Origin of the sequence: Pseudarthrobacter sp. 1G09, assembly GCF_050038305.1 — a bacterium.
Lineage (GTDB): Bacteria > Actinomycetota > Actinomycetes > Actinomycetales > Micrococcaceae > Arthrobacter > Arthrobacter equi.
Genome location: NZ_CP188306.1, coordinates 361,420 through 382,935 on the forward strand (window position 1 = coordinate 361,420; position 21,516 = coordinate 382,935).

The 21,516-nt window shown below is 68.2% G+C and carries 24 protein-coding genes and 1 pseudogene; 15 read left to right on the top strand and 10 right to left on the bottom strand.

Features of this window, described 5'->3' with window-relative positions; genetic code table 11:
* Nucleotides 1-20: 20 nt before the first annotated feature.
* The gene (locus tag ACP3TD_RS01640) at nucleotides 21-1,127 is read right to left on the bottom strand and encodes a GTP pyrophosphokinase (RefSeq protein WP_056077185.1); all 1,107 of its coding nucleotides are present in this window, start codon (nucleotides 1,125-1,127) and stop codon (nucleotides 21-23) included.
* A 323-nt stretch (nucleotides 1,128-1,450) separates the two neighbouring features.
* Between ACP3TD_RS01640 and ACP3TD_RS01645 the strand changes: the two genes are divergently transcribed.
* Nucleotides 1,451-2,929, top strand: coding sequence for a M1 family metallopeptidase (locus ACP3TD_RS01645; protein ID WP_426765046.1), 1,479 nt, complete (start codon nucleotides 1,451-1,453; stop codon nucleotides 2,927-2,929).
* On the opposite strand, the gene ACP3TD_RS01650 is transcribed toward ACP3TD_RS01645, so the two are convergent.
* The 3 genes from ACP3TD_RS01650 to ACP3TD_RS01660 are packed head-to-tail and all read right to left on the bottom strand — an operon-like array spanning nucleotide 2,919 to nucleotide 5,490.
* Nucleotides 2,919-3,956, bottom strand: coding sequence for a LacI family DNA-binding transcriptional regulator (locus tag ACP3TD_RS01650; RefSeq protein WP_426765048.1), 1,038 nt, complete (start codon nucleotides 3,954-3,956; stop codon nucleotides 2,919-2,921). The genes ACP3TD_RS01645 and ACP3TD_RS01650 overlap by 11 nt on opposite strands.
* Before the next feature lie 45 nt (nucleotides 3,957-4,001).
* Nucleotides 4,002-4,892 carry an EamA family transporter gene (locus tag ACP3TD_RS01655; RefSeq protein WP_426765049.1) on the bottom strand — a complete coding sequence of 297 codons (891 nt, stop codon included), beginning with the start codon at nucleotides 4,890-4,892 and terminating at the stop codon, nucleotides 4,002-4,004.
* Nucleotides 4,885-5,490 carry a helix-turn-helix domain-containing protein gene (locus ACP3TD_RS01660; RefSeq protein ID WP_426765051.1) on the bottom strand — a complete coding sequence of 202 codons (606 nt, stop codon included), beginning with the start codon at nucleotides 5,488-5,490 and terminating at the stop codon, nucleotides 4,885-4,887. The genes ACP3TD_RS01655 and ACP3TD_RS01660 overlap by 8 nt, the downstream gene beginning before the upstream one ends.
* A 253-nt stretch (nucleotides 5,491-5,743) precedes the next feature.
* On the opposite strand from ACP3TD_RS01660, the gene ACP3TD_RS01665 reads away from it, so the two are divergent.
* From ACP3TD_RS01665 to ACP3TD_RS01675, 3 genes are read left to right on the top strand one after another with little or no spacing between them, the layout of a single operon-like run.
* Entirely contained in the window at nucleotides 5,744-6,811 is a 1,068-nt protein-coding gene (locus tag ACP3TD_RS01665) for a nucleoside hydrolase (RefSeq protein ID WP_426765052.1), read from the top strand.
* Nucleotides 6,812-8,239, top strand: coding sequence for an MFS transporter (locus ACP3TD_RS01670; RefSeq protein WP_426765053.1), 1,428 nt, complete (start codon nucleotides 6,812-6,814; stop codon nucleotides 8,237-8,239).
* Nucleotides 8,236-9,219: a ribokinase gene (locus ACP3TD_RS01675; protein ID WP_426765054.1), complete on the top strand. Its 984-nt coding sequence runs from the start codon at nucleotides 8,236-8,238 to the stop codon at nucleotides 9,217-9,219. The genes ACP3TD_RS01670 and ACP3TD_RS01675 overlap by 4 nt, the downstream gene beginning before the upstream one ends.
* Before the next feature lie 118 nt (nucleotides 9,220-9,337).
* On the opposite strand, the gene ACP3TD_RS01680 is transcribed toward ACP3TD_RS01675, so the two are convergent.
* The 3 genes from ACP3TD_RS01680 to ACP3TD_RS01690 form a co-directional block, all read right to left on the bottom strand.
* On the bottom strand, nucleotides 9,338-10,078 hold the full coding sequence (locus tag ACP3TD_RS01680) for an SDR family NAD(P)-dependent oxidoreductase (protein WP_426765055.1): 741 nt from the start codon (nucleotides 10,076-10,078) through the stop codon (nucleotides 9,338-9,340).
* A gap of 68 nt (nucleotides 10,079-10,146) precedes the next feature.
* Nucleotides 10,147-11,070, bottom strand: coding sequence for an AEC family transporter (locus tag ACP3TD_RS01685; RefSeq protein ID WP_426765056.1), 924 nt, complete (start codon nucleotides 11,068-11,070; stop codon nucleotides 10,147-10,149).
* Between the two features lie 94 nt (nucleotides 11,071-11,164).
* Entirely contained in the window at nucleotides 11,165-11,821 is a 657-nt protein-coding gene (locus tag ACP3TD_RS01690; protein WP_426765057.1) for a cyclodeaminase/cyclohydrolase family protein, read from the bottom strand.
* Between the two features lie 81 nt (nucleotides 11,822-11,902).
* Here ACP3TD_RS01690 and ACP3TD_RS01695 point away from each other — a divergent pair, with 81 nt between their 5' ends.
* The 4 genes from ACP3TD_RS01695 to ACP3TD_RS01710 all read left to right on the top strand — a co-directional run bounded on the left by ACP3TD_RS01695 (nucleotide 11,903) and on the right by ACP3TD_RS01710 (nucleotide 14,777).
* Nucleotides 11,903-12,697, top strand: coding sequence for an alpha/beta hydrolase (locus ACP3TD_RS01695; RefSeq protein ID WP_426765058.1), 795 nt, complete (start codon nucleotides 11,903-11,905; stop codon nucleotides 12,695-12,697).
* Between the two features lie 42 nt (nucleotides 12,698-12,739).
* Entirely contained in the window at nucleotides 12,740-13,678 is a 939-nt protein-coding gene (locus ACP3TD_RS01700) for a carbohydrate kinase family protein (protein ID WP_426765059.1), read from the top strand.
* Nucleotides 13,679-13,769: 91 nt separating this feature from the next.
* The gene (locus ACP3TD_RS01705) at nucleotides 13,770-14,267 is read left to right on the top strand and encodes a MarR family winged helix-turn-helix transcriptional regulator (RefSeq protein ID WP_426765060.1); all 498 of its coding nucleotides are present in this window, start codon (nucleotides 13,770-13,772) and stop codon (nucleotides 14,265-14,267) included.
* Between the two features lie 84 nt (nucleotides 14,268-14,351).
* Nucleotides 14,352-14,777, top strand: coding sequence for a hypothetical protein (locus ACP3TD_RS01710; RefSeq protein WP_426765061.1), 426 nt, complete (start codon nucleotides 14,352-14,354; stop codon nucleotides 14,775-14,777).
* A 39-nt stretch (nucleotides 14,778-14,816) separates the two neighbouring features.
* Here the strand turns inward: ACP3TD_RS01710 and ACP3TD_RS01715 are convergent, their stop codons facing one another.
* Together ACP3TD_RS01715 and ACP3TD_RS01720 are read right to left on the bottom strand one after the other, a co-directional pair.
* Complete coding sequence (locus tag ACP3TD_RS01715; RefSeq protein WP_426765062.1) at nucleotides 14,817-15,227, bottom strand: DUF302 domain-containing protein; 411 nt, start codon at nucleotides 15,225-15,227, stop codon at nucleotides 14,817-14,819.
* 44 nt (nucleotides 15,228-15,271) lie between these two features.
* Nucleotides 15,272-15,529, bottom strand: a complete 258-nt coding sequence (locus ACP3TD_RS01720; protein WP_012630939.1) for a metal-sensitive transcriptional regulator — start codon at nucleotides 15,527-15,529, stop codon at nucleotides 15,272-15,274.
* Nucleotides 15,530-15,653: 124 nt separating this feature from the next.
* Here ACP3TD_RS01720 and ACP3TD_RS01725 point away from each other — a divergent pair, with 124 nt between their 5' ends.
* The 7 genes and pseudogenes from ACP3TD_RS01725 to ACP3TD_RS01755 all read left to right on the top strand — a co-directional run bounded on the left by ACP3TD_RS01725 (nucleotide 15,654) and on the right by ACP3TD_RS01755 (nucleotide 20,990).
* On the top strand, nucleotides 15,654-16,271 hold the full coding sequence (locus ACP3TD_RS01725; protein WP_426765063.1) for a rhodanese-like domain-containing protein: 618 nt from the start codon (nucleotides 15,654-15,656) through the stop codon (nucleotides 16,269-16,271).
* Nucleotides 16,268-17,026 (top strand): sulfite exporter TauE/SafE family protein, encoded by a 759-nt coding sequence (locus ACP3TD_RS01730; RefSeq protein WP_426765064.1) that lies wholly within the window; start codon nucleotides 16,268-16,270, stop codon nucleotides 17,024-17,026. Before ACP3TD_RS01725 ends, ACP3TD_RS01730 begins: the two co-directional genes overlap by 4 nt.
* A gap of 25 nt (nucleotides 17,027-17,051) precedes the next feature.
* The gene (locus ACP3TD_RS01735) at nucleotides 17,052-17,393 is read left to right on the top strand and encodes a rhodanese-like domain-containing protein (protein ID WP_426765065.1); all 342 of its coding nucleotides are present in this window, start codon (nucleotides 17,052-17,054) and stop codon (nucleotides 17,391-17,393) included.
* Between the two features lie 43 nt (nucleotides 17,394-17,436).
* Nucleotides 17,437-17,733: a rhodanese-like domain-containing protein gene (locus tag ACP3TD_RS01740; protein ID WP_175317772.1), complete on the top strand. Its 297-nt coding sequence runs from the start codon at nucleotides 17,437-17,439 to the stop codon at nucleotides 17,731-17,733.
* Nucleotides 17,734-17,789: 56 nt separating this feature from the next.
* Nucleotides 17,790-17,963, top strand: a pseudogene (locus tag ACP3TD_RS01745) (thiol reductase thioredoxin); the annotation flags it as partial.
* Nucleotides 17,964-18,135: 172 nt separating this feature from the next.
* Nucleotides 18,136-19,545 carry an MBL fold metallo-hydrolase gene (locus ACP3TD_RS01750; RefSeq protein ID WP_426765066.1) on the top strand — a complete coding sequence of 470 codons (1,410 nt, stop codon included), beginning with the start codon at nucleotides 18,136-18,138 and terminating at the stop codon, nucleotides 19,543-19,545.
* A gap of 143 nt (nucleotides 19,546-19,688) precedes the next feature.
* Nucleotides 19,689-20,990, top strand: a complete 1,302-nt coding sequence (locus ACP3TD_RS01755; RefSeq protein WP_426765067.1) for an MFS transporter — start codon at nucleotides 19,689-19,691, stop codon at nucleotides 20,988-20,990.
* Here the strand turns inward: ACP3TD_RS01755 and ACP3TD_RS01760 are convergent.
* The gene (locus ACP3TD_RS01760; RefSeq protein WP_426765068.1) at nucleotides 20,987-21,472 is read right to left on the bottom strand and encodes a hypothetical protein; all 486 of its coding nucleotides are present in this window, start codon (nucleotides 21,470-21,472) and stop codon (nucleotides 20,987-20,989) included. The genes ACP3TD_RS01755 and ACP3TD_RS01760 overlap by 4 nt on opposite strands.
* Nucleotides 21,473-21,516 lie beyond the last annotated feature (44 nt).

A 21,516-nucleotide genomic window follows, 5' to 3' on the forward strand; every position in this document is an offset into this window, starting at 1 on the left:
CGTTCGCCAACCGCCGGGACCTACTTTTGGGTGACCCGGTACCGTTCGATCTGCCGGAGGCGGCGCAGGAGGCTGTCGCGCCGGGGGTGCGGGACGGCGTCGGCCGCTTCTGCCGTGAGGTCAATGTGCCTGGTGCCGAATTGCCACAGCAGGAGGTCGTCCAGCAGCCGGTCCGGTCCGGGGGAGTAGCGGTGGTCCAGGGCCTTGCGGACCTCGGTGATCTGCTCTGCGCGGAGCAGCCCGGCCAGTTCCATGGTCCGGGTGAGTCCGTGCGCTGCGAGCAGCTCCGAAGCCCAGCCCCAGTCGTCATCCACCTTGCGGTCCACGTGGGGAAGCAGCGTGCGCCACACATCCCTGACGCGGTTGGGTGTGAGCGGTGCCGCGCCCTCACCGTCGGTGTCCCAGAAGCTGCGTACTTCCTCGTAGCGTTCGTGCAGGTCCGCGAACGCCGTCTCCACCGTTTCCAGCATGGCGGCCGTGGCCGTGAACTGACGGTCGAAATGCGGGGTCCAGGCCCGGGGATCCTCGGCCTTGAAGCGGATATCGTGCTCGATCTCGCTCCATGCGTGGGCGAAGATGGTGCGGATCTGGCACTCGAAGAAATAGCTGCCGTTGGGCGTGACTTCCGGGTTGAAGACCTGCTGGTACTCCTTGACGGCTTCGTTCTGGATGGTTCGCAGGATCAGGTGCCGGCTCGAATACCCGTAGGTGCCGGACTCTATGGAGCCGATGTCCTTTTCGCGGTCCCCGCGGCAGTCGAACAGCTGGCGCTGCCGCTTGATGATGTTGGCCACCGCCGCATTCTCGGCCGGCAGCTTGGTGATGACGCGGATCCCCACCATGTCATTGAGGGTCCGGAACGGGTCCGGGAACTTCAGCAGCCGCCGCCCGCCCGGTTCCAGCGGCTCCTCGGTGCGGGAGATCTTCTCTTTGAATGACTCCACCGTCTTGGTGCGGCCGGTGACGAACAGTGGGGTGACCTCGCTGTCCTTGAGCATGTCCCGCAGGACCAGCAGCACATCCCGCGTAACCAGCTTCAGGGCAGGGCGGACGCGCTCGTACAGCTCCACGTTGTGCTGCACGGATTCGCGCAGTGGTTCGTCCAAATTCTCCCAGTTACTCGGCATGGTCCCAGCTTACGGCGGGGCCCTGACAGAACGGCGGCGCAGCCCGCCCCCAGGATTGCAGCGCGTCACAGGGCGCCACCGAACATCCGCCCCTGTCCCGAACCCGGAGGCGGAAGAGGGGAATGAAGGGGGTGCGGAATTATTGACACGCCCCGCAGGCTGGCCTAGCTTTCATTCCATCTGGTGGGGCAACAGCGGCCCAGGGGCCGCCGGTACCGGTCTCGTCGCCGCGAAGGCACACAACCTGTTACCTCCGGCTGGCCCGGGCGGAACTGCCACGGCCGGAACCGCCCGGCGCCCGGCACCATTCCAGGACTGCAATTATGACCAACCTGACGAAGGCCCGCCGCATCGCCGCGGCAGCATTAGCACTCTTGACGGCCGCCGCCGCCTGGATTACCCCGGCGCAGGCCGCACCCCAAGGCAGCCCACGCTACGGTCCAGGTGCGGCGGGAAGTGGCGATCCCTACTTCCCGTACGCGGGCAATGGCGGGTACGACGTCCTGCACTACGGCCTCGACCTCCGCTACACGCCGCCGTCGGACCCGGCCGCAGCGGGAAACCTCACCGCGGAGGCCACCATCACCCTGCGCGCCACCCAGGACCTGGACGCGCTCAACTTCGACCTGCGCGGACTCACCGCCACCGCCGTGGACGTGGACGGCCAGGACGCCAACCGTGGCGCGGGCCCCTCGGAATGGACCCAGGTGCAGGACGATGCGAACCGCCGGTGGGAACTCACCGTCGGACTGCGGCCAAAGCTGAAGGAAGGCCGGACATCGACCATCACCATCAGCTACGGGGGTGCTACCGGCCGGCCCCAAGACACCACGGGGGCGCTGTACGGATGGGTGACCACCCCTGACGGGGCCATGGTGGTCAACGAACCCGACGGCGCACCCACCTGGTTTCCGGTGAATGACGACCCCCAGGACAAAGCCACGTACTCCTTCCGCATCACCGTCCCGGAAGGAAAAACCGCAATAGCCAACGGCCTGCCCGGGGACGACCCGGAAACACACTCCGGCTGGACAACCTGGAGCTGGGAGGCGGCGGACCCGATGGCCAGCTACCTCGCCACGGCAAGCGTCGGAGACTTCACCCTGTCGTACGGCGAGGGACCCCGCGGCCTGCCGATCATCAATGCGGTGGACAGCGGTGTGACCGGCCCCGCGCTGGTGAAAACCAATGCGGCCCTTGCGTTGCAGCCACAGATGATCCGCTACCTCTCGGACCTGTTCGGGCGGTATCCGTTCGAGGCCTTCGGGGCGATCGTGGACGACGACTCGGTGGACTATGCCCTGGAAACGCAAACCCGGCCGGTCTATTCAGAGGCTGCCGATGAGGACACGGTTGTCCACGAACTGGGTCACCAGTGGTTCGGTAACAGCGTAAGCCCGGCGGACTGGAAGGACATCTGGCTCAACGAGGGCTGGGCCACCTATGTCGAGTGGCTGTGGGCCGAACACCAGGGCAAGGCGACGCTGGCAAAGCAGTTCACGGATACCGTGGCTGAACTGGACAGCAAGAACCTCTGGGCGTTGGACATCTCCAATCCGGGGCGGGACAACCTGTTCGCCGAGCAGGTGTACCGGCGGGGAGCCGCCACGCTCCATGCACTGCGGGCCAGGATCGGGGACGCGGCCTTCTTTGCCGGGGCCACCGAATGGCTGGACCGCTACGCCAATTCCTCGGCAACAACCGGGGATTTTGAGGCAGTGATGGAGGAAGCCTCCGGCCAGCAGCTTGACGCGTTCTTCAATGACTGGCTGCGGGAGGGGGACCGCCCGGCTATGCCGTAGTGGAGCCGCGAACCACCAGCGACGTTTCCAGCGTGACGCCGCCCGGCTTCAGGAACTTGCCCTCCATCAGCCGGCGCAGCTGCTCGCCCGCTTTCTGGCCCAGGGACGTGGCGGGCAAGTGGACGCTGGTCAGGCCCGGATTGCTGGTGGCCGAATAGGGAAGGTCGTCGAAGCCGGCCACCGCGAGTTCCTCCGGGATCCGCACACCGGCCACCCGAGCCTCCTGCAGCACGCCGTAACCGTGCGTATCGGTTCCGCAGACGACGGCGGTCACCCCCGCGCGCTGCCACTCCGGCCAGGCGGCGGCGAACGCGGTCGCCGCTGTCCCGACGTCGATGGTGGTGCTGATGATCCGGTCCGGGCTCACGGAGATGCCGCGCGCCGCGGCCTCTTCCAGGAACGCTGCACGCCGCACGGCAAACGTGTCGGTGCCGGTCACGCTGTCCACATAGGCCGCTTCCGTGTGCCCGGCGGACGCCAGGTGTGCTGCCAGCTGGCGTGCCCCGCTGGCCACGTCGAGGTTGACGGACGGTGCGTAGGATTCCAGCCCGGGCGCGTCCAGCAGGACAAGGGGCGACGGCGAAGCGAGGTCCTCGAGGAAGTCCGCGTTGGGTGCGTCCACCAGCAGCCCGGCCGGGCGCAGCGACATGAGCCGCCGGACGTCGCTGGCCTGCGGAAACTCACCCGCTTCGGTGACGGACAGCAGCAGCTGGTACTGCGGGCCGAGTGCTTCCCGTACCCCGTCGATGACCTTGGCGAAGAAGGGGTTGGAGATATCCGGCGCCACCAGGATGACGATGGAGCTCACGCCCTTGGCCAGCGAGCTGCCGATTCCGTCCACCACGTAGCCGAGCTCGGCAATGGCGTCACGCACCCGGGCCACGTTGTCCTCGGAGACGCGGCCCGCCGTCTTGCCGTTGGCCACCAGGGATACTGTCGCCGTCGAAACGCCTGCCCGGGCGGCGACCATGGCTGCCGTGATCCGCCGTGGGCGCGCGTGCTGCTGCCTCTGTTCCGCGGATTCCATATGTTGATCGTAGTAGGCGGCCCGCGAAGTCACAGCCCGGAGGCCTCAGCCTACGAAGTCCAGGTCCGCCGGGCTGGCCTGTTCCTCCTTGCGCAGGCGGCGCCCGCCGCGCTGGGCAGCGGCTCCGGCCAGGACCACCAGCACAATGCCAACAACCTGGACGGCTGAAGGCTGCTGGTGCAGGATGAGCAGCCCCAACAGCACGCCGACGGCCGGTTCGAGGGCCATCAGCGTCCCGAACGCGGCGGGAGTCATCCGGCGCAGGGCCAGCATTTCCAGCGCGAACGGCAGTACCGGCAGCAGGATGGCCAGGCCGGCGGCAGCCGCGAGGACGTCGAGGGTCAGGTGCCCGGCGGCCTGGGGAATCCCGACGGCGGCAGCCGCCAGCGCGGCGATCGGCACTGTGATGGTGAGCGATCCGATGCCGGTAAAGCGATCACCCAAACGCTGCGTCAGCAGGATGTACACGCCCCAGCCGCACGCGGCCATCGCGGCCCAGGCGACTCCGGTGAAGTTGAAGTCACCCTGCCACGGCTGGGTGAGCAGCACGACGCCGGCCAGCGCCAACGCGGGCCAGGCCAGGGCCTTGCGGTTGTGGCTTCGCACGGCGGCCACGGTCAGCGGGCCCAGGAATTCGATGGCGACGGCGGTCCCCAGCGGGATGTGCTCCACGGCGGCCAGGAACCCGATGGTCATGACGCCTGTGGTGATGCCGAGGCCCAGCAGCGGCAGCACGTCCCGGCGACGGATGGACCGCAGCGGCGGCCGGCCGATGATGAGGAGGATGACGGCGCCCATGCTGAGGCGCAGCCAGGCGGTTCCGGCCGGACCCACGGTGTCGATGAGGTTTACGGACAGCGCCGAACCCAGCTGGACGGACAGGATGGCGGTGACGGCCAGCCCCCACGGCGGCACCGGAGCTTTCAGCTCACGCATCGGGGCCCTCCTGGTGGGGTGAGGAGCCCACGCCGGGCTCGAAAACGGCCATGGAAAACACCGCGGGCGCATGGCCGCGGTTGGCGTAGGAGTGGGCCACATCGCCGGGGAAGGAGATGGCGTCCCCGCCCGTGAGGACGTGCTCCTCGTCCCCGACCGCCACGGTGAGCGTTCCCGTGCGGACCTGCAGCAGTTCCTTGGTCCCTGCTGCATGCGCCTCGCTGTCCAGGCGGTCCCCTGAAACCATGGTCCAGTCCCACAGCTCCACCACGTCCGGCGATTCCGTGCCGGCAACCAGCACGCCGCGGCCGCCGCCGGCGGACGTCCAAAGGGCTGCACCCTCGCCGCTGGGGGTCACTGTCACCTGTTTGGGCTGCGGGGAGTCCACGAGGGCCGGCAGGCCGATGCCCAGTGCGTCGCTGATCCGCAGCAGCGTGCCCACGCTGGGATTCGCTGCACCCTGCTCCACATTGACCAGCATGCGGCGACTGACCCCGGCGGCGTCGGCCAGCCGGTCAAGGGTCCAGCCGCGCGCCTGCCGCTCCAGCCGGACCCGGCCTCCAATGGCGGCGGCGAGGGCAGAGGTATTTGAATCCATGAGTGCATCATACTGCACTTTTGGTGCACTCATGCGCTCAACCTTTAGTCTGGCCGGCGGGTGGCTGCATCGGATTTAGCCCGGACGTGTCATAAAAATACGACGCCAAGCACCGCAGAACGTCAAGCGCTTGACCTGCGTCAACGTTAAGCGTTTGACGTAGGCCACATTCTGCTGCCATGATCACTCCTGAACGCTACAACTCCCCGGACGCCAGGCAACTGGCACGGGCCCCAATGACGTGGAGAACACCATGGAACCCACCTTCCAGAACCCTGAGCCGGTCCAGGGCACCGAGCGCAGGAAAATCATCCTGGACTGCGACCCAGGGCATGACGACGCTGTGGCGTTGCTGCTCGCACACGGCAACCCCAACATCGACCTGCTGGCCGTCACTACGGTGGTGGGCAACCAGACCCTCGAAAAAGTCACCCGCAACGCGCTCGCCGTGGGCACCATCGCCGGCATCACCGGCGTTCCCTTCGCTGCCGGCTGCGACCGCCCGCTGGTCCGCAGCATCGAGACCGCACCGGACATCCACGGCGAGTCCGGCATGGACGGCCCCGCCCTGCCCGAGTCCACCATCGAGCTGGACCCGCGCCACGCCGTCGACCTCATCATTGACACCGTGATGGCGCACGAACCCGGCACCGTCACCCTGGTCCCCACCGCCGGCCTGACCAACATTGCCCTGGCCGCCCGCAAGGAACCCCGCATCGTGGAACGCGTCAAGGAAGTGGTCCTCATGGGCGGCGGCTATCACGTGGGCAACTGGAGCGCCGTGGCCGAATTCAACATCATCATCGACCCCGAGGCCGCGCACATCGTCTTCAACGAGAAGTGGCCCGTGGTGATGGTGGGCCTGGACCTCACCCACCAGGCGCTGGCCACCCCGGACGTGGTGGAGAAGATCGCCGCCATCGGCACCGGGCCGGCGAAGTTCGTCACCGAGCTCATGGACTTCTTCGCCCACACGTACAAGGACGCCCAGGGCTTCGACTACCCGCCCGTCCACGATCCCTGCGCTGTCGCCTACGTCATCGACCCCAGCATCGTCAGCACCCGCAAGGTGCCGGTCAACATCGAACTGCAGGGCACCCTCACCCTCGGCATGACCGTGGCCGATTTCCGCGCCCCGGCCCCCGCCGACTGCCACACCAGTGTTGCCGTGGACCTGGACCACGCACGGTTCTGGGACCTCGTCACCGACGCGCTGGTCCGCATCGGCGAGCCCGGCGCCGGCGGCCTGGACAACAAAGGCGCCGCGTCCGACGTCGTCCGTCCGGCCAGTGCCCAGCTCACCGCCGGAGGGGTCAAGTAAATGGCCGCCACCCTCACTGACACCAGGACCGGCCGCGGCAACATCGCAGCCCTCATGACCGCGCTGCTGGCCGCCTGCGTGGCGTTCCAGCTCAACGCCTCCATGCTCAGCCCCGCCCTGGTGACCATGGGCGAGGAGCTCAAGGCGGACCAGGCCGTCATCGGGCTCTCGCAGACCTGGTTGTTCACCGCCGCCGCCCTGTTCTCCCTGTTCCTGCCGCGGCTGAGCGACATCGTGGGCCGCAAGAAGGTGCTTGTCGGCATGATGGTGATGATGGCCGTGGGCTCCGTCATCGCCGCCCTCGCCCCGGACATCACCTGGCTCTTCGTGGGCCGGATCATCCAGGGCGTCAGCGGACCCACCGTGCCGCTGTGCCTCATCATGCTGCGCTCCGCCGTCAGCAACCCCCGCAAGTACGGCACGCTCATGGGCCTGATCACCGCCGTCAACGGCGGCGTGGCGGGCGTGGACTCCTTCGTGGGCGGCTACTTCGCCGAGCACTTCGGCTTCCGCAGCATCTTCTGGCTGATGGTGGTCCTGGCCGTCGCTGCCACCGCCCTCATCGTGTTCCTGGCCGCCGAAAGCAAGCCTGCCGCAGGTACCCGGATGGACTGGGTGGGCGTGTTCTTTATCGTGGTGGCCGTCGGTGCCCTGCTCACCGCCCTGAACGAAGGTTCCAAGCTGGTGGGCGGCTTCAACTCCGGCACGCTCATCCTGAGCCTGGCGCTGGTGGCCGTGTCCGCCGCCGCGTTCCTTGCCTTCTGGCGCACCGAACAGCGCGCCGCGCAGCCCATGGTGGAAACCGTGCACCTGCGCCAGCGCGCCACCTGGGCTCCGCTGCTTACCACCACCCTGACCATGACCGGCATCTTCGCCGTCATCAACGGCATCGTCCCCGCCTATGTCCAGGCCGCGGAGCCCGGCTTCGGGGTGGGCCCCACCGAGATGTCACTGATCATCCTCACCCCGTATGCCCTGCTGGGCTGGGTGGTGGGCCCGCTCAGCGGCAAGCTCGCACCGGTCCTCGGCTACACCAAGGTGCTGCGCATCGGCCTGCTCGGCAGCATCGCAGCGCTCGCCGTCATCGGGTTCCTGGGCCTGCACAGCCTGCCGATGATGATTGCCGGCACGGTCTTGCTGGGCATCATGTACGCCGGTACGGTCAACATCATGCTCAACGGACTCGGCGTTGTCCTCTCGCCCGCCGGCAACCCCGGCTTCCTGCCCGGCATGAACGCCGGCGCCTTCAACCTGGGTGCGGGCCTGAGTTTCCTCATCCTGCCCGCCGTGCTGGTGGCAACCGCGTCCCTTGGCGATGCCACGGCCTCCTACCTCACCGTGGTGGTGGTCGGCCTGGGGCTGACGGTGGCCGCGTTCGCTGCATCGATGCTGATCCCCAAGCCGGTTGAGGCCGAGGTGGCCGAATGAGCACCGAAGCCGAGACCGCAGGTTCCGCGGGCGGTGGCCGGATTGTCGTCGTCGGGTCCCTCAATGCGGACCTCACCATCTACTGCGAACGGCTCCCGCAGCCCGGCGAAACGGTGCACGGCTACGGCTTCGCCGTGAACCCCGGCGGCAAGAGCGCCAACCAGGCCGTCGCCGCCGGCCGCCTCGGCGGGCACGTCAGCCTCGTGGGTGCCGTGGGGGATGACCCCAACGGGCACATGCTGCTGGCCTCGGTGGCCGGTGCCGGCGTGGACGTAGGGCAGGTGCGGACCTCCAGCGAGCCCACCGGTGTCGCCGTGATCGCCGTCGATGCCGGCGGCGAAAACAACATCATCATCTCCGCAGGCGCCAACGGCACGCTGTCCCCGGCGGACGTGGCGGAGGCCGCGGACGTCCTGGACGGCGCCGCCGTCGTCAGCCTCTGCCTGGAAGTTGCCATGCCCACGGTCCTGGCGGCAGCGCAGGCTGGGCACGACGCCGGCGCAAAGGTCCTGCTGAACCTCTCGCCGTACGCCCACATCCCCGCAGCGCTGGCTGGGTTGGTGGATGTCCTGCTGGTGAACGCGCATGAAGCCGCGCTGTTCCTCGGGCCCGGGGCCTCCGTCCCGGGTGCCGACGCCCACGCGGCGCAGTGGGATGCCGTCCGCGAACGCTTTGCCGAACGGGGGATCCGGCAGGTGCTGGTGACCCTCGGGGCGCACGGGTCCGTGGTGCTGGATTCCGACGCCCCCGCCAACCGGTCCGTGGCGTTTGTGAAGCCCACCAGGGTGGACGCGGTGGATACCACCGGTGCCGGGGACGCCTTCACCGGTGCCGTGGCGGTACGGCTTGCGGCCGGCGATGCCCTCGCCGACGCTTCAGCGTTTGCCTCCGTTGCTGCGGCCCTGGCCACCACGCGCAGGGGCACCCAGGCGGCGTATCCGGAAACGGCCGACGTCGAACGGCGCCTGCGCGTCTCTTAACCCCCTCGATTGCTCCCCACCGGCACCCTAGCCTCGCAAGCTCGGCCAAGGAACCCTGCCGGTGTGGGTCCGACGCCCTTTTCAGGCGGCAGAACGGCGTTTACGGAGCAACCGATGTTCAGTGGAGCGCGTCCAGCGTGACGCCGGTGTACTCTGCCAGGCGGGCCAGCAGGGCGTCCTGGAAACCGTGATCTTCCGCGGCCGGGTGCGGGCTCTGCCGGCGCTGGTGGTACCAGTAGCCGCCGCTGCCCTGGGCGTCCGGGTCATCACCGGTGGCCAGCCACTCCTGTGTGCGGTGGCCGAGCTCAAGATCGTCCGGGGCGGAGCGTCCGCCCATCCGGGTGGGCACCCAGCCCGGGTCCACGGCGTTGCTGGTGGCGCCGGGCACCAGGCGGGCCAGCGCGGCGGAGAAGGCCGTGATGTGCAGCTTGGTGGTGGAGTACGACGCCGTGGCGGAGCGGCCTGACCAGTCCAGGCCGTCGAGCCGGGTGTTGCCGCCGCGGTGCATGCCGCTGCTCAGGTAGATCAGCCGGCGCGGCCCGCGGATCAGCGCGGTGAGCAGGTACGGCGCCACCACATTGACGGGCAGGAGCGCGGCACCGTCCAGGACTCCGGCGTTGTGGACCACGGCGTCGATCCCGCCGATGCGGTTGGCCTCGTCAGCGAGCTGGCGGACCTCGGCGTCGTCCGAAAGGTCGCCCACCAGGCATAGCGCACCCTGGTCCACCAGGTGCTGCACCGCCGGCACGCGCCGGGCGGACCGGGCATGGACCAGCACGTGGTGGCCTTCACGGGCCAGTGTTTCCACCGTTGCCAGGCCCAGCCCGTCCGTTGAACCGGTCACCAGAATCCGTGCCATGGAAAAACCTCCGTTGTTTGTGCTCCAGGTACCCAGTTATACCCGCGCCCAAGTCCGCCGCCGGGAACTCAGTTCAGCAGCCAGGCCGCCCCGAGCAGTAGCGGAACGGCGAGCGCCGAGGTGATGACCGCCGTCGTCTGCGCGAGGCTTTGGCCCACGCGGTACCGCACAGCGTAGAGGACCACGTTCTGGCCGGTGGGCAGGATGGCGCAGGCGGTCACCACGAAGGTGTTGAAGTCGTCCAGGTGGAAGACGTATCTGGCCAGGACCCACGCGAGGGCGGGCTGGATGGCTGATTTCAGGACGACGGCCAGGAACGTGGGCGCGCTGTCGCTGCTGCTGGCCCGGGGTGAGAGGCCATGGAGGGACATGCCGAAGATGATCAGCATCAGCGGAACCGTCACCTGGGCGATCAGCTTAAGCGGATCCAGCATCAGGGCCGGAATTTCGATGCCGACGGCGCTGACGATGATGCCCAGGATGGCCGCCACGGTCACGGGGTTGCGGAAGGGCGTGGCGAGGATGCGCCGCAGGGACGGCTTGGTTCCGTCCGGGTTGGTCAGGTCCAGGATGGTCAGCGCGATCGGGGTGATCACGGCGAGCTGGAACAGCATGATGGGTGTGACATAGGTGGCACTTCCCATGACGTATTGCGACAGCGGAACGCCGAGGTTGGTGGAGTTTACGATGCCCGTGGCCAGGGCGCCGATGGTGGTGCGGCGGACTCCCCAGCGGGCGATTGCACCCACCAAGGCGAACACCGCCATCATGGCCGCAGCGGTGACCACGGAGATCAGGCCCGTTTCGCTGAGGACTTCGGAGATGTGCCGGGTGGCGATCATCGAGAACATCAGGCTGGGCAGTCCCACCAGGAACGTGAGGCTGGAAAGCACCTTGGTGCCCTGCGGGCCCAGCGCATTCGTCTTACCCAGCACGTAGCCGACGAACATGACCACGCCCACCACAAAAAATCCCTTTAGGACTCCGTCCACACCGCTGTCCTCAATCTCGTCGCCCCTTGGGCGGCAGGTCCTGGCGGAGCCTTTGACTGCTGCCGTTGGCCGCTGCCTATGGCAGCAGACCCCGTCAGATGCTATCCGTAGGAGCGGCGCGGGAATCAATTTGCTCCGTCAGTGCGTCGATCCGCTCCAGCGCGCCGGTGAGGCGCTCCACGGAAGCCCACAGTTCCGGCTGCTGTTCACGGATCTGCTCAAGGGTGGCCCCGGTGGAGCGCAGCGTTCCGAGGTCGAAGCTGACGTTGGTCCGGGCTCCCGCCACGGCCGCGCGGAGGGCGCCGAAGGCGACAACGACGTCGGCAATCAGTGCCTTGTTGCCGTGCTCCGCCAGCCAGGCGAGATCGTCAATGGCCTGCACCGCACGGGCGCCGAGCACCGCGGAGGCGTGCGCCGCGTCAACGGAGGCCTCGCGGATGGCGTTGTCCCGTTCTTCGCCGGGTTCCAGCCGGAAAGCGGCACCGAAGGCCCGGGACGCCGTCGAATCCTCGTCGGCCAGCTGGAGTGCCTCGCTTCGCAGTGTCCGGGCACGGTCCCTGAGCTTGTCCACGGTTTGCTGCTGGTCCGCGCCGGGTTCGGTGTAGCCGGCCACCATCGAGGCCAGCGACGCGGCAACGGCCAGCATGACGCCGGTCCCGGCGCCGCCGCCAGGTGAGCCGGTGGATTCGGCCAGGGCCTGCGTCCACTCCTCAACGGTGGAATTCCGGGTGGTCACTTCACGTTCTTCCATGGTTTTAAGGGTGCCCAGGAAAGTGCCCGGCTAAACGGGAAACCGCCCGTGTCGTCCTGCGCCCCCCTGTAGTCTCGGCAGATGATTCAACGCCACCGCTACCAGTACGGCCCGGATCCCAGCCAGTGGGGCGAACTGTTCCTCCCCGCTCTCCCCGCGGGGACCCGGCACCAGGGCGTCGTGGTGGTGATCCACGGCGGTTACTGGCGTGCTCAGTACGGCGCCGAGCTAGGCGAGCCCCTGGCCAGGGACCTGGCGGAACACGGGATCGCCGCCTGGAACCTGGAGTACCGGCGCGCCGGAAACGGAGGCGGCTGGCCCGGCACGTTCGATGACATCCTGGCGGGCATCGATCAGCTGGCAGCGCTCGCTGAACCCCACGCCCTGGACCTGGGGAAGGTGGTGGCCCTGGGCCATTCCGCAGGAGGCCACCTGGCCGTCTGGGCCGCCGGGCGGGGAAAAGTGGCGGAGCTGGGCACCGGACAAGCGGACAGCCTTCCGGGCAAGCGCGGAGTCCGGCTCACCGGCGTGGTCAGCCAGTCCGGTGTCCTTGACCTGGCCGGCGCCGAACGCCTCAACCTCAGCAACGGTGCCGTGGCCAACCTGCTGGGCGGGCCGTCGTCGGAATTCCCCGGCCGGCACCGGTTGGCCAGCCCCATGGCGGCGCTGCCGCTGGACGTGCCCGTATACGCCGTCCACGCCGAAGCCGACCAGGACGTGCCGCCGGAAATGTCCACCAGCTACGTGGAAGCGGCCCGCGGATCGGTGGTGCCCGCACAGTTCGTCAGCGTCCCCGGGGGCCACTTCGCGCTGATCGACGTCACCGCCCCGGCCTACCTGGCGTGCCGCGAACTGGTGTGTGAACTGCTGCGCTGACACGGAATTCGGCCCCGCCCGCTTCTCTGGCAGAGTATGACCATGCTCACAGTGATCGGCGAAGGCCTTGTTGACGTTGTCCAGCGCGCCTCGGGAATCGAGGCCCACATGGGCGGCAGCCCGCTCAACGTTGCGGTGGGCCTGGCCCGCCTGGACCACCCGGTGCAGTTCATCGGCCGCTACGGCCGCGACGCCTACGGCGATTCCGTGGCCGCGCACCTCCGCGCCAGCTCCGTGATGCTCCCGCTGGGCCCGGATGAGTTGCCCACCAGCGTTGCCACCGCCTTAATCGACGACGACGGCGCCGCCACCTATACGTTCGACCTCGCCTGGGAGCTTCCCGGCATAGCGGACCGGCTCGGCTTCATGATCCAGGGCACCACGCTGCTGCACACCGGATCGATCGCCACGATGCTGGCGCCCGGTGCCACCGAGGTGCTGGCCGCCGTCGAATACGCCCACCCGCATGCCACCATCAGCTTCGACCCCAACTGCCGGCCGAGCATCATCACCGACGTGGATTACGCGCGCCGCCACACGGAAAAGTTCGTCTCCCTCGCCGACGTGGTGAAGGCCTCGGATGAGGACCTTGCCTGGCTGTACCCGGGGCGGGACGTCCTGGACTCCGCGCGCCAGTGGCTGGCCATCGGCGGCTCCGAGGGTCCCGCGATGGTGGTGGTGACCCGGGGTGGCGAGGGTCCGTGGGGCGTCACCGCCGCCGGCGAGGCCGCAGTTGCGGCGCCGCGCGTTGAGGTGGCGGACACCGTGGGCGCCGGCGACTCCTTCATGGCGGCACTGCTCTCCGGACTCGTGGACCGCGGCCTGGACGGCGCGCAGAATCGCAAGGACCTGCGCGAACTGCCCGCGGAAGCCCTGGCGGAACTGCTGGCCCATGCTGCCCGCGCCGCTGCTGTCACGGTTTCCCGGCCCGGAGCCAACCCGCCCACGCGGGCCGAGATGAACGCGCTGCCGGAGGGCTGACCCCGGGCTGGCTCCCACATCGACACTTCAGGGTGAATGCTTTAGTATCTTTAGCTTGGCAGGCGTGTTACTAGGCTATCGAGGAAGGCGCATGACTCCTTCAATTGGATTGGGAAGTGTCGACACCCGGGAATCGGTGGGGCGGATCGGCGCAACCGACGTCCTCGATGCACTGGGCGAGTACCGCGCCGCGGAAACCGCCATGCTCCGCCGCACCCGCCCCATCATGGACCGCGGTGCCACCGACGTACTCGCGCTGCGCTACGTCCGGGAGGCAACGCGTCGCGGCGATGGCATGCGCCCCACGGAGTTATCGGCATTGCTGGGACTGAGCTCCGCCTCGATTACCGCATTGATCGACCGGCTGGTGGCAGGAGGCGTTGTGGTGCGGGAGCCCCACCCCTCGGACCGCCGGGCCTCCCTCCTGCGGAGCACCGGCCTGAGCGAGGCGGTGGAAGTCCAGGCGCTGGACGATGCCCGACGCCCCATGGCTGACCTCATCGAATCCCTTGACCGCGACGAGCTTGGCACGGTTTTCGCCTTCCTGGTCCGCATGCGCCGCGCCATGGACGAGGTAGCAAGGGGCTGATCTGCCATTTCGGCTGGACAATTGTCTAGAGGTACTAAATACTAGGCAAACTAGCAATTAGGTAAACGAGCAATCGAGGGCGACATGACAGCGGTAGCAGAACCACAGAGTCGGAACCAGGATCACCTGGCCGATGTCGTCGCGCTGCCGCTGCCCGACAGCTATGGTTTCAATGCTGATCCCATGGAGGCGTTCGACGCTCCCTCGGAGGCTGGCGGATGGATGAAGGCGGTTGCCTTGGCCTCCGCCAAGCTGGAACAGCTGCAATGGGAGCTGGATGCCGCCGAAGAGGACCTGTGTGCGGCTCTCCACGGCGCCTCGGCCTCCAGCGTCAGCGCATCGGCGCTGGCCCGGACGGCCGGCCTCACCGCGGGTGAACTCGAGGGGTACCTGCGGCGTCCTGCGCTCGCGGCCGCTCCTGCACTGCCGGATGGGCTGGGGCTTCCCCATGCGGCCGCGCTGGCCGGTCCTGCCCACCAGCCCTTCTTGGGTCTGCAGGCAGAGGCCTGAATCCCGGAGGGGTACAGGCCCTTTCCATGCGGCCAGTGATCAGCCTGCCGCCAGGTTTTTGAGTGCTTCCCGGAGGCGCGTGCCGGCGTCGTCTGCCACTTCCCTAACGGCGGGGCTGCTGCTGAGCTGCACCATGGTCTGCGGATCGATCGCTTCGACCGTGGTGGAGCCCGCTGAGCTGTTCCGGCGCACCACTACGTTGCAGGGCAGCAGGGCACCCATCTCCGGCTCGGCCGCCAGGGCGCGGCTGGCGAGGGACGGGTTGCAGGCGCCCAGGATGACGTAATCCCCGACGGCGTCCGCAGCCTCCGTGCCGAGCTTGGCTTCGAAGGTGGACCGGATGTTGATTTCGGTCAGGATCCCGAACCCCTGCGCGGCAAGGGCTTCGCGGGTGCGCTCCAGCGCCTCGGACCAGGGAAGGGGAACAGTGGTGGCCAGTGTGTACGTCATGGTGCTCCTTGTGGTTGCGCGGATGGGCGCCGGGGTTTGTCGGCCTATGCCAGGGAGAGGAAAAGCTTCTCAAGCTCTTTCCGGTCCATGGTCTCGTCCTTCTGGACGATGCACTGCTCCAGGCCGGTGGCGATGATGGCGAAACCGGCACGGTCCAGGGCTTTGGAGACGGCGGCAAGCTGGGTGACGACGTCCTTGCAGTCGCGCCCCTCTTCAAGCATCCGGGTGACGGCGGCGAGCTGGCCCTGGGCGCGCTTGAGGCGGTTGATCACGGGCGTGAGTTCGGTGGGGTTCAGTTCCATAACGGGTCTCCAATAGTGGGGGATCTCGCCCCAACCATATACCCCCATGGGTGTTTTGACTACCCCCGGGGGTATCTGTAATACTCGGTGGGGTATCCACCCGACCCCTTCCGAGAGGCCACCCATGGCATCCCCTTCCAGAGCAACAGCCGTTACCGCACTCGCCCCTGAGGCCCTCCAGTCCTGGATCAAGGAACACCAGGACCTCGTGGTGATCGATGTTCGCTCGGCCGCTGAATTCGAGTCCATGCACATCCGCGGCTCCTACAACGTGCCGCTTCCCCTGCTCTCCGAGCACACCGACGAACTCGCCGCCCGGCTGGGCTCCCGCGTTGTCCTGGTCTGCCAGTCCGGCGTCCGCGCCGAACAGGCCCGCCAGCGCATGGCCAGTGTTGGCCTGGACACCGCCTACGTGCTCACCGGCGGGGTTCCCGGCTTCGCCGCCGCCGGCGGCGACGTGGTCAAGGGCAAGGACCGCTGGGACCTGGAGCGCCAGGTCCGCCTGGCCGCAGGCTCCCTGGTGATGCTGGGCCTGGCCGGGGGCAAGTTCGTCTCCCCCAAGGTCCGCATGCTGGCCGGCGCCATCGGCACCGGGCTGACGTTCTCGGCCGCGACCAACACCTGCGCCATGGGCAAGGCCCTGTCTGCCATGCCGTGGAACAAGGCCGCCAAGGAGCCCACCCGCGAAAGCGCCATCCTGCAGCTTCCCGTGCAGCAGGCTGAAGAGGGCGCGGCAGCATGATCCCGGCCCTGGGTCTGGGGCTCGTCGTCGGCGTCGTACTGGGCGTAGTGGGCGGCGGCGGGTCCATCATCGCTGTTCCCGCCCTGGTGTACGGCGTGGGCATGAGCCCCGCCCAGGCCATTCCCACCTCGCTGCTGGTGGTGGGAATCTCCTCGCTAGCAGCCCTGCTCCCCAGATTGCGGGAAGGCTTGAACTGGCCCGTGATCGCCCTGGTGGGGGGCGCCGGCATCCCGGCAGCCTGGGCCGGCGCGGCCGTGGGCAAGCTGCTGGACCCGAACATCCTGATGCTGGCTTTCGCCGTCATCATGGTGGCCGCGGGCATCCGGATGCTCAGCAAGCCCCGCGAAAGCGAGGGGTCCTGCAGCACCGGGCCGAACCGGGCATTCCGGTCCTGCGCCCCCAAGGCCGTGGGAGTGGGCCTGCTGGTCGGGTTCCTCACCGGATTGCTGGGCGTGGGCGGCGGCTTCCTCATCACCCCCGCGCTGACCATCTTCCTGGGCCTGCGCATGAAGCGGGCCGTGGGAACGTCCCTGGCCATCATCGTGGTCAACTCGGCTGCCGGGTTCAGCGCCCACGCCGCCGGCTTCACCATCGACTGGGCCACCACCCTGGCGTTCGCCATCCCGGCAATCGTGGGATCCATCGTTGCCGCCCGGTTCGCCCGCCACCTGCACGACAAACACATCCGCATTTCATTCGCGGTACTCATCTTCGCCGTCGCGGCGTGGGTCACCGCCGGCACGGTCACCGCCTGACCCACCCCCCCCAGAGGAGAACACCATGGGACTCTTCGATTCCCTCAAGAAGGCCTTCAGCAAGCCCTACAAAACCATTTCCGTGGCCCAGGCAAAGGAACTCCTGGGTTCCGGGGCCACGCTCATCGACGTCAGGTCCGCCCAGGAATGGCGGACCGGCCGGGCGCCGCAGGCCAAGCACGTTCCCCTGGACCGGCTGCAGGGCAGCACCGCAGGCATCCAGAAGACCCGTCCGGTGATCGCCGTCTGCGCCTCCGGCGTCCGCTCCGCCTCCGCAGCCCGGCTCCTCGCCGCCAAAGGGTACGACGCCTATTCGGTGCGGGGCGGCATGGCCGCCTGGCGCCAGGCCGGCGAACCCGTCCGCTAGCAACACCAGCTTTAGCCACCCACCATTTCAAAGGAGAACCACCATGGCTGAAATCACCATCAACGAAACCGAACAGCGCCGCTCCACCGCCCGCATCCTCGACGTCCGCGAGGACTTCGAAGTCGCCGAAGGCATGATCCCCGGCGCCCTGCACATCCCCATGGGCCAGCTCCAGGCACGCCTGGGCGAGCTCGACCCCGCCGTGCCCGTGATTGCCGTCTGCCGCAGCGGCAACCGCAGCGCCGCCGTGGCCGATGCCCTCAATGGCGTTGGCTACAAGGCGGACACCATGGCCGGCGGCATGACCGCCTGGACCCGCGCCGGACTCCCCACCACCTAGGCCCTGCCCCGTAGCGGCGCCGGCAAACCCACCGCAACCAAACGCTTACACGAAAGGCGGCCGCGGCGAACATCACCTCCATCCCCACGCTGATGGCCTTCAAGGGCAAGACCCTGGTCTTCTCCCAGCCCGGCGCCCTCAATGCCACCGGCCTGGAGGAAGTCATCCAGGCCGTGAAGAACCTGGACATGGACAAGCTCCGTGCCGAGGCCGGCCACCAGCACGCCTGATACCGCACCAGCCAAAAAAACCGCACCGCACCAGGCCTCCTGCGCCTGCTGCCAAGGCTCTTCCACAGGGCAAATGAATAGGCCCCAGTGCACTTGCTGGATACCCCCAGGGGTATCTATACTGGATCCAGAACAACCTCCCAATCCCCTTTCAACTGAAGGAGAGCACCAGATGCTTATCGAGCGCATTTACGACGAAGACCTCGCACAAGCCAGCTACGTCATCGGCTGCCAGGCCAAGGGCGAAGCCATCGTGGTGGACGGACGCCGCGACATCGCCGTGTACCAGGAGCTCGCCGCCAAGAACGGCATGAAGATCGTGGCCGTCACCGAGACCCACATCCATGCCGACTACCTCTCCGGCACCCGCGAACTTGCCGCCGCCACCGGAGCGAAGATCTACGTTTCCGGCGAAGGCGGACCCGACTGGCAGTACCAGTTCGAGGGCGAGCGGCTCTACGACGGCGACACCATCACCCTGGGCAACATCAACATCAAGGCAGTCCACACCCCAGGGCACACCCCGGAGCACCTGTCCTTCCTGGTCACCGACGGCGCCTTCAGCGACCAGCCCGGCTACCTGCTCTCCGGAGACTTCGTCTTCTCCGGCGACCTGGGCCGGCCCGACCTGCTGGACGAAGCAGCCGGTGGCATCGACACCCGCTTCGAAGGCGCCAAGCAGCTGTTCGCCAGCCTGCGAGACAAGTTCCTCACCCTGCCCGACTACGTCCAGGTCCACCCCGCCCACGGCGCCGGCAGCGCCTGCGGCAAGGCCCTGGGTGCCATCCCTTCCTCCACAGTGGGCTACGAACGCCTCTACGCCTGGTGGGGCCCCTACCTCGCGGCCGACGACGAGCAGGGCTTCATCGACGAACTCCTGGACGGCCAGCCGGACGCCCACGCCTACTTCGGCCGGATGAAGCGCGAAAACCGCGTAGGCCCGGCCGTCATGGGCGAACGCACCCCGCTGCAGGAACTGGACACCGCCGACGTCGCCAAGGCCCTCGCAGAGGACACCCTGACCTTCATCGACACCCGCTCCAACGACGAAGTCCACCAGGGCACAGTGGCCCGGTCCCTGAACGTTCCGGCCGGCAAGTCCGTGGCCAGCTACGGCGCATGGGTGGTGAACCCGGAGACGGACAAGAACCCGCTGGTGCTGCTGGCCAAGGACCAGGACCAGGCGCAGGACCTGTGGGACCACCTGGTCCGCGTGGGCATCGACAACGTGGCCGGTTACGTCACCGGCATCGAGGGACTGCCCACCTCCACCCCAGAGCTCATCCAGCCCGAACAACTGGACGGCTTCGACGCAGCCATGGTCCTGGACGTCCGTAACAAGACCGAGCACACGGCCGGCCACATCCCGGGCTCCCACCAGCTCAGCGGCGGCCGCGTGATGTGGCACTTGGACGAACTTCCCGCCAACGGCACCATCGTGACCTACTGCCAGTCCGGCGTCCGCAACTCCGTTGCCGCCAGCGCCCTGCGCCGCGCCGGATACGACGTCGTCGAACTCGACGGCAGCTACGCCGCCTGGGCCATGTGGAAGCAGTCCCAGCCCGCCACCGCAGCACACTAAACCCCACAGACCGCCCGGACAGGACCCCCCTCCCGCCCGGGCCCAGCCCGCGCACGTTTCCCCGAACGGGCGCGCGCACGCCCGGGTGCGCTTCCCCCAAAGTGCGCCCGGGCTCCTTCATGCCACCCGAACGGAGTCCCCGCATGCCCGGCAGCACACGTCACGAAAACCCTGCAGCGACGCGGCCCCCGGAGCTGGGCCTTCGGCAGAACCTGGCCCAGTTCATGTTCCTGGTTGCCGTCAATGCGCTGGTGGGCGGCACCCTGGGCCAGGAACGCACCGTCCTTCCCCTTCTGGCCACAGAGGCCTTCCACCTGGACCTCTACACCGGCGCGCTGACATACATCCTCGCGTTCGGACTGTCCAAGGCTGCGATGAACTACTTCGCCGGGACACTCTCCGACAGGTACGGCCGCAAACCTGTGCTGATCGCCGGCTGGCTCGCCGCGGTTCCCGTGCCGGCCTTACTGATCCTTGCCCCGTCCTGGGGGTGGATCGTGGCCGCCAACGTGCTCCTCGGCATCAGCCAGGGCCTCACCTGGTCCACCGCCGTCATCATGAAAATGGACCTCGTAGGCCCCCGGCAACGCGGCTTGGCCATGGGCCTTAACGAAGCAGCCGGATACCTCGGCGTCGCCGCCACGGCACTGGCCACCGGCTACCTCGCCACCAACTACGGACTCCGGCCGGCACCGTTCCTGCTCGGGGCCGCCTATATCGCCTTGGGGCTGGGCCTGACGGTCCTGGCCGTCCGGGAAACCCGCGATCATGCCATGGCAGAGGCCGCCGGAACCCCCGGCTCCCGCGGCACGGCCGGCGCCGGGCACAGTGCCCACCTGACTACCGGGCAGGTGTTCACCCTCACCAGCTTCAAAGACCGCTCCCTCTCGGCGGCCAGCCAGGCGGGCCTGGTCAACAACCTCAACGACGGGCTTGCCTGGGGCCTCTTTCCCGTCCTGTTCGCCGGCGCCGGCCTCAGCCTGGGCCAAATCGGCATCATTGCGGCCGCCTACCCCGCCGTTTGGGGGGCCGCGCAGTTCGTGACGGGTGCCGCGTCGGACCGCTGGGGCCGCAAGTGGCTCATCGCGGCGGGCATGCTGGTCCAGGCCGCGGCCCTGGCGATGGTCGCGGCAGGCAACACCTTCGAGGCATGGCTCGTGGCCGCCGTCATCCTGGGATTCGGCACCGCCATGGTGTATCCCACCCTGCTGGCCAGCATCGGAGACGTCGCCCACCCTGCGTGGCGGGCACGCGCCGTCGGAATCTACCGGCTGTGGCGCGACGCCGGGTTCGCCGCAGGTGCGCTGCTCGCCGGGCTCATCGCGGACCTGTACGGAATTCCGGCGGCTGTCGCCGCTGTCGCCGGACTCACCGCGGTGTCCGGGATCGTCGTGGCGGTGCGGATGCGCGGCGGCGACCACCGCCCCGCTGCGCTATTGGGTTAGACACCGCTCCAGACCGACGCCGAACCGGAATGGCCCGTCACCACGGCCTCGTAGATCAGGAACAGCCCCGCAAGCACTGCGAGGACTGATGTGGCGGGAACAAGCCAGCGGGCCGCGAGCAGGCGCCCGGCTCCGCGGAGTGCTTGCCAGCGGCTCACGGCGGAGGGGAACGCGGCCAGAATCTGCGCGGCCGCCACCAGCAGGAAAACCACCGTCACGAACCGGAAGAAGCTGCCCTGCTCGGCGTGCTCCCTGATCAGGTCCGATGCGGGTTTCGCCTTTTCCAGCTGCTCGCCGGCTTCCGCGGTGAGGACGGACAGCGGTACCAGCACAACGGCGAGGACGCCGAGGGGCCAGGCCAGGTAGGCCCTGCTCCGGCGCCAGAGTGCAAAGACCACCGCCATCAACCCTGCCAGCGGGGCAAGGACAACCACTCCGTGGACCAGGAGGATGTGGGCCGGAAGGCCGCCGATTTCCATCATGCAATGCTCCTTTGGACGGGGCGGGAACGCCGGATCAGGCGTGC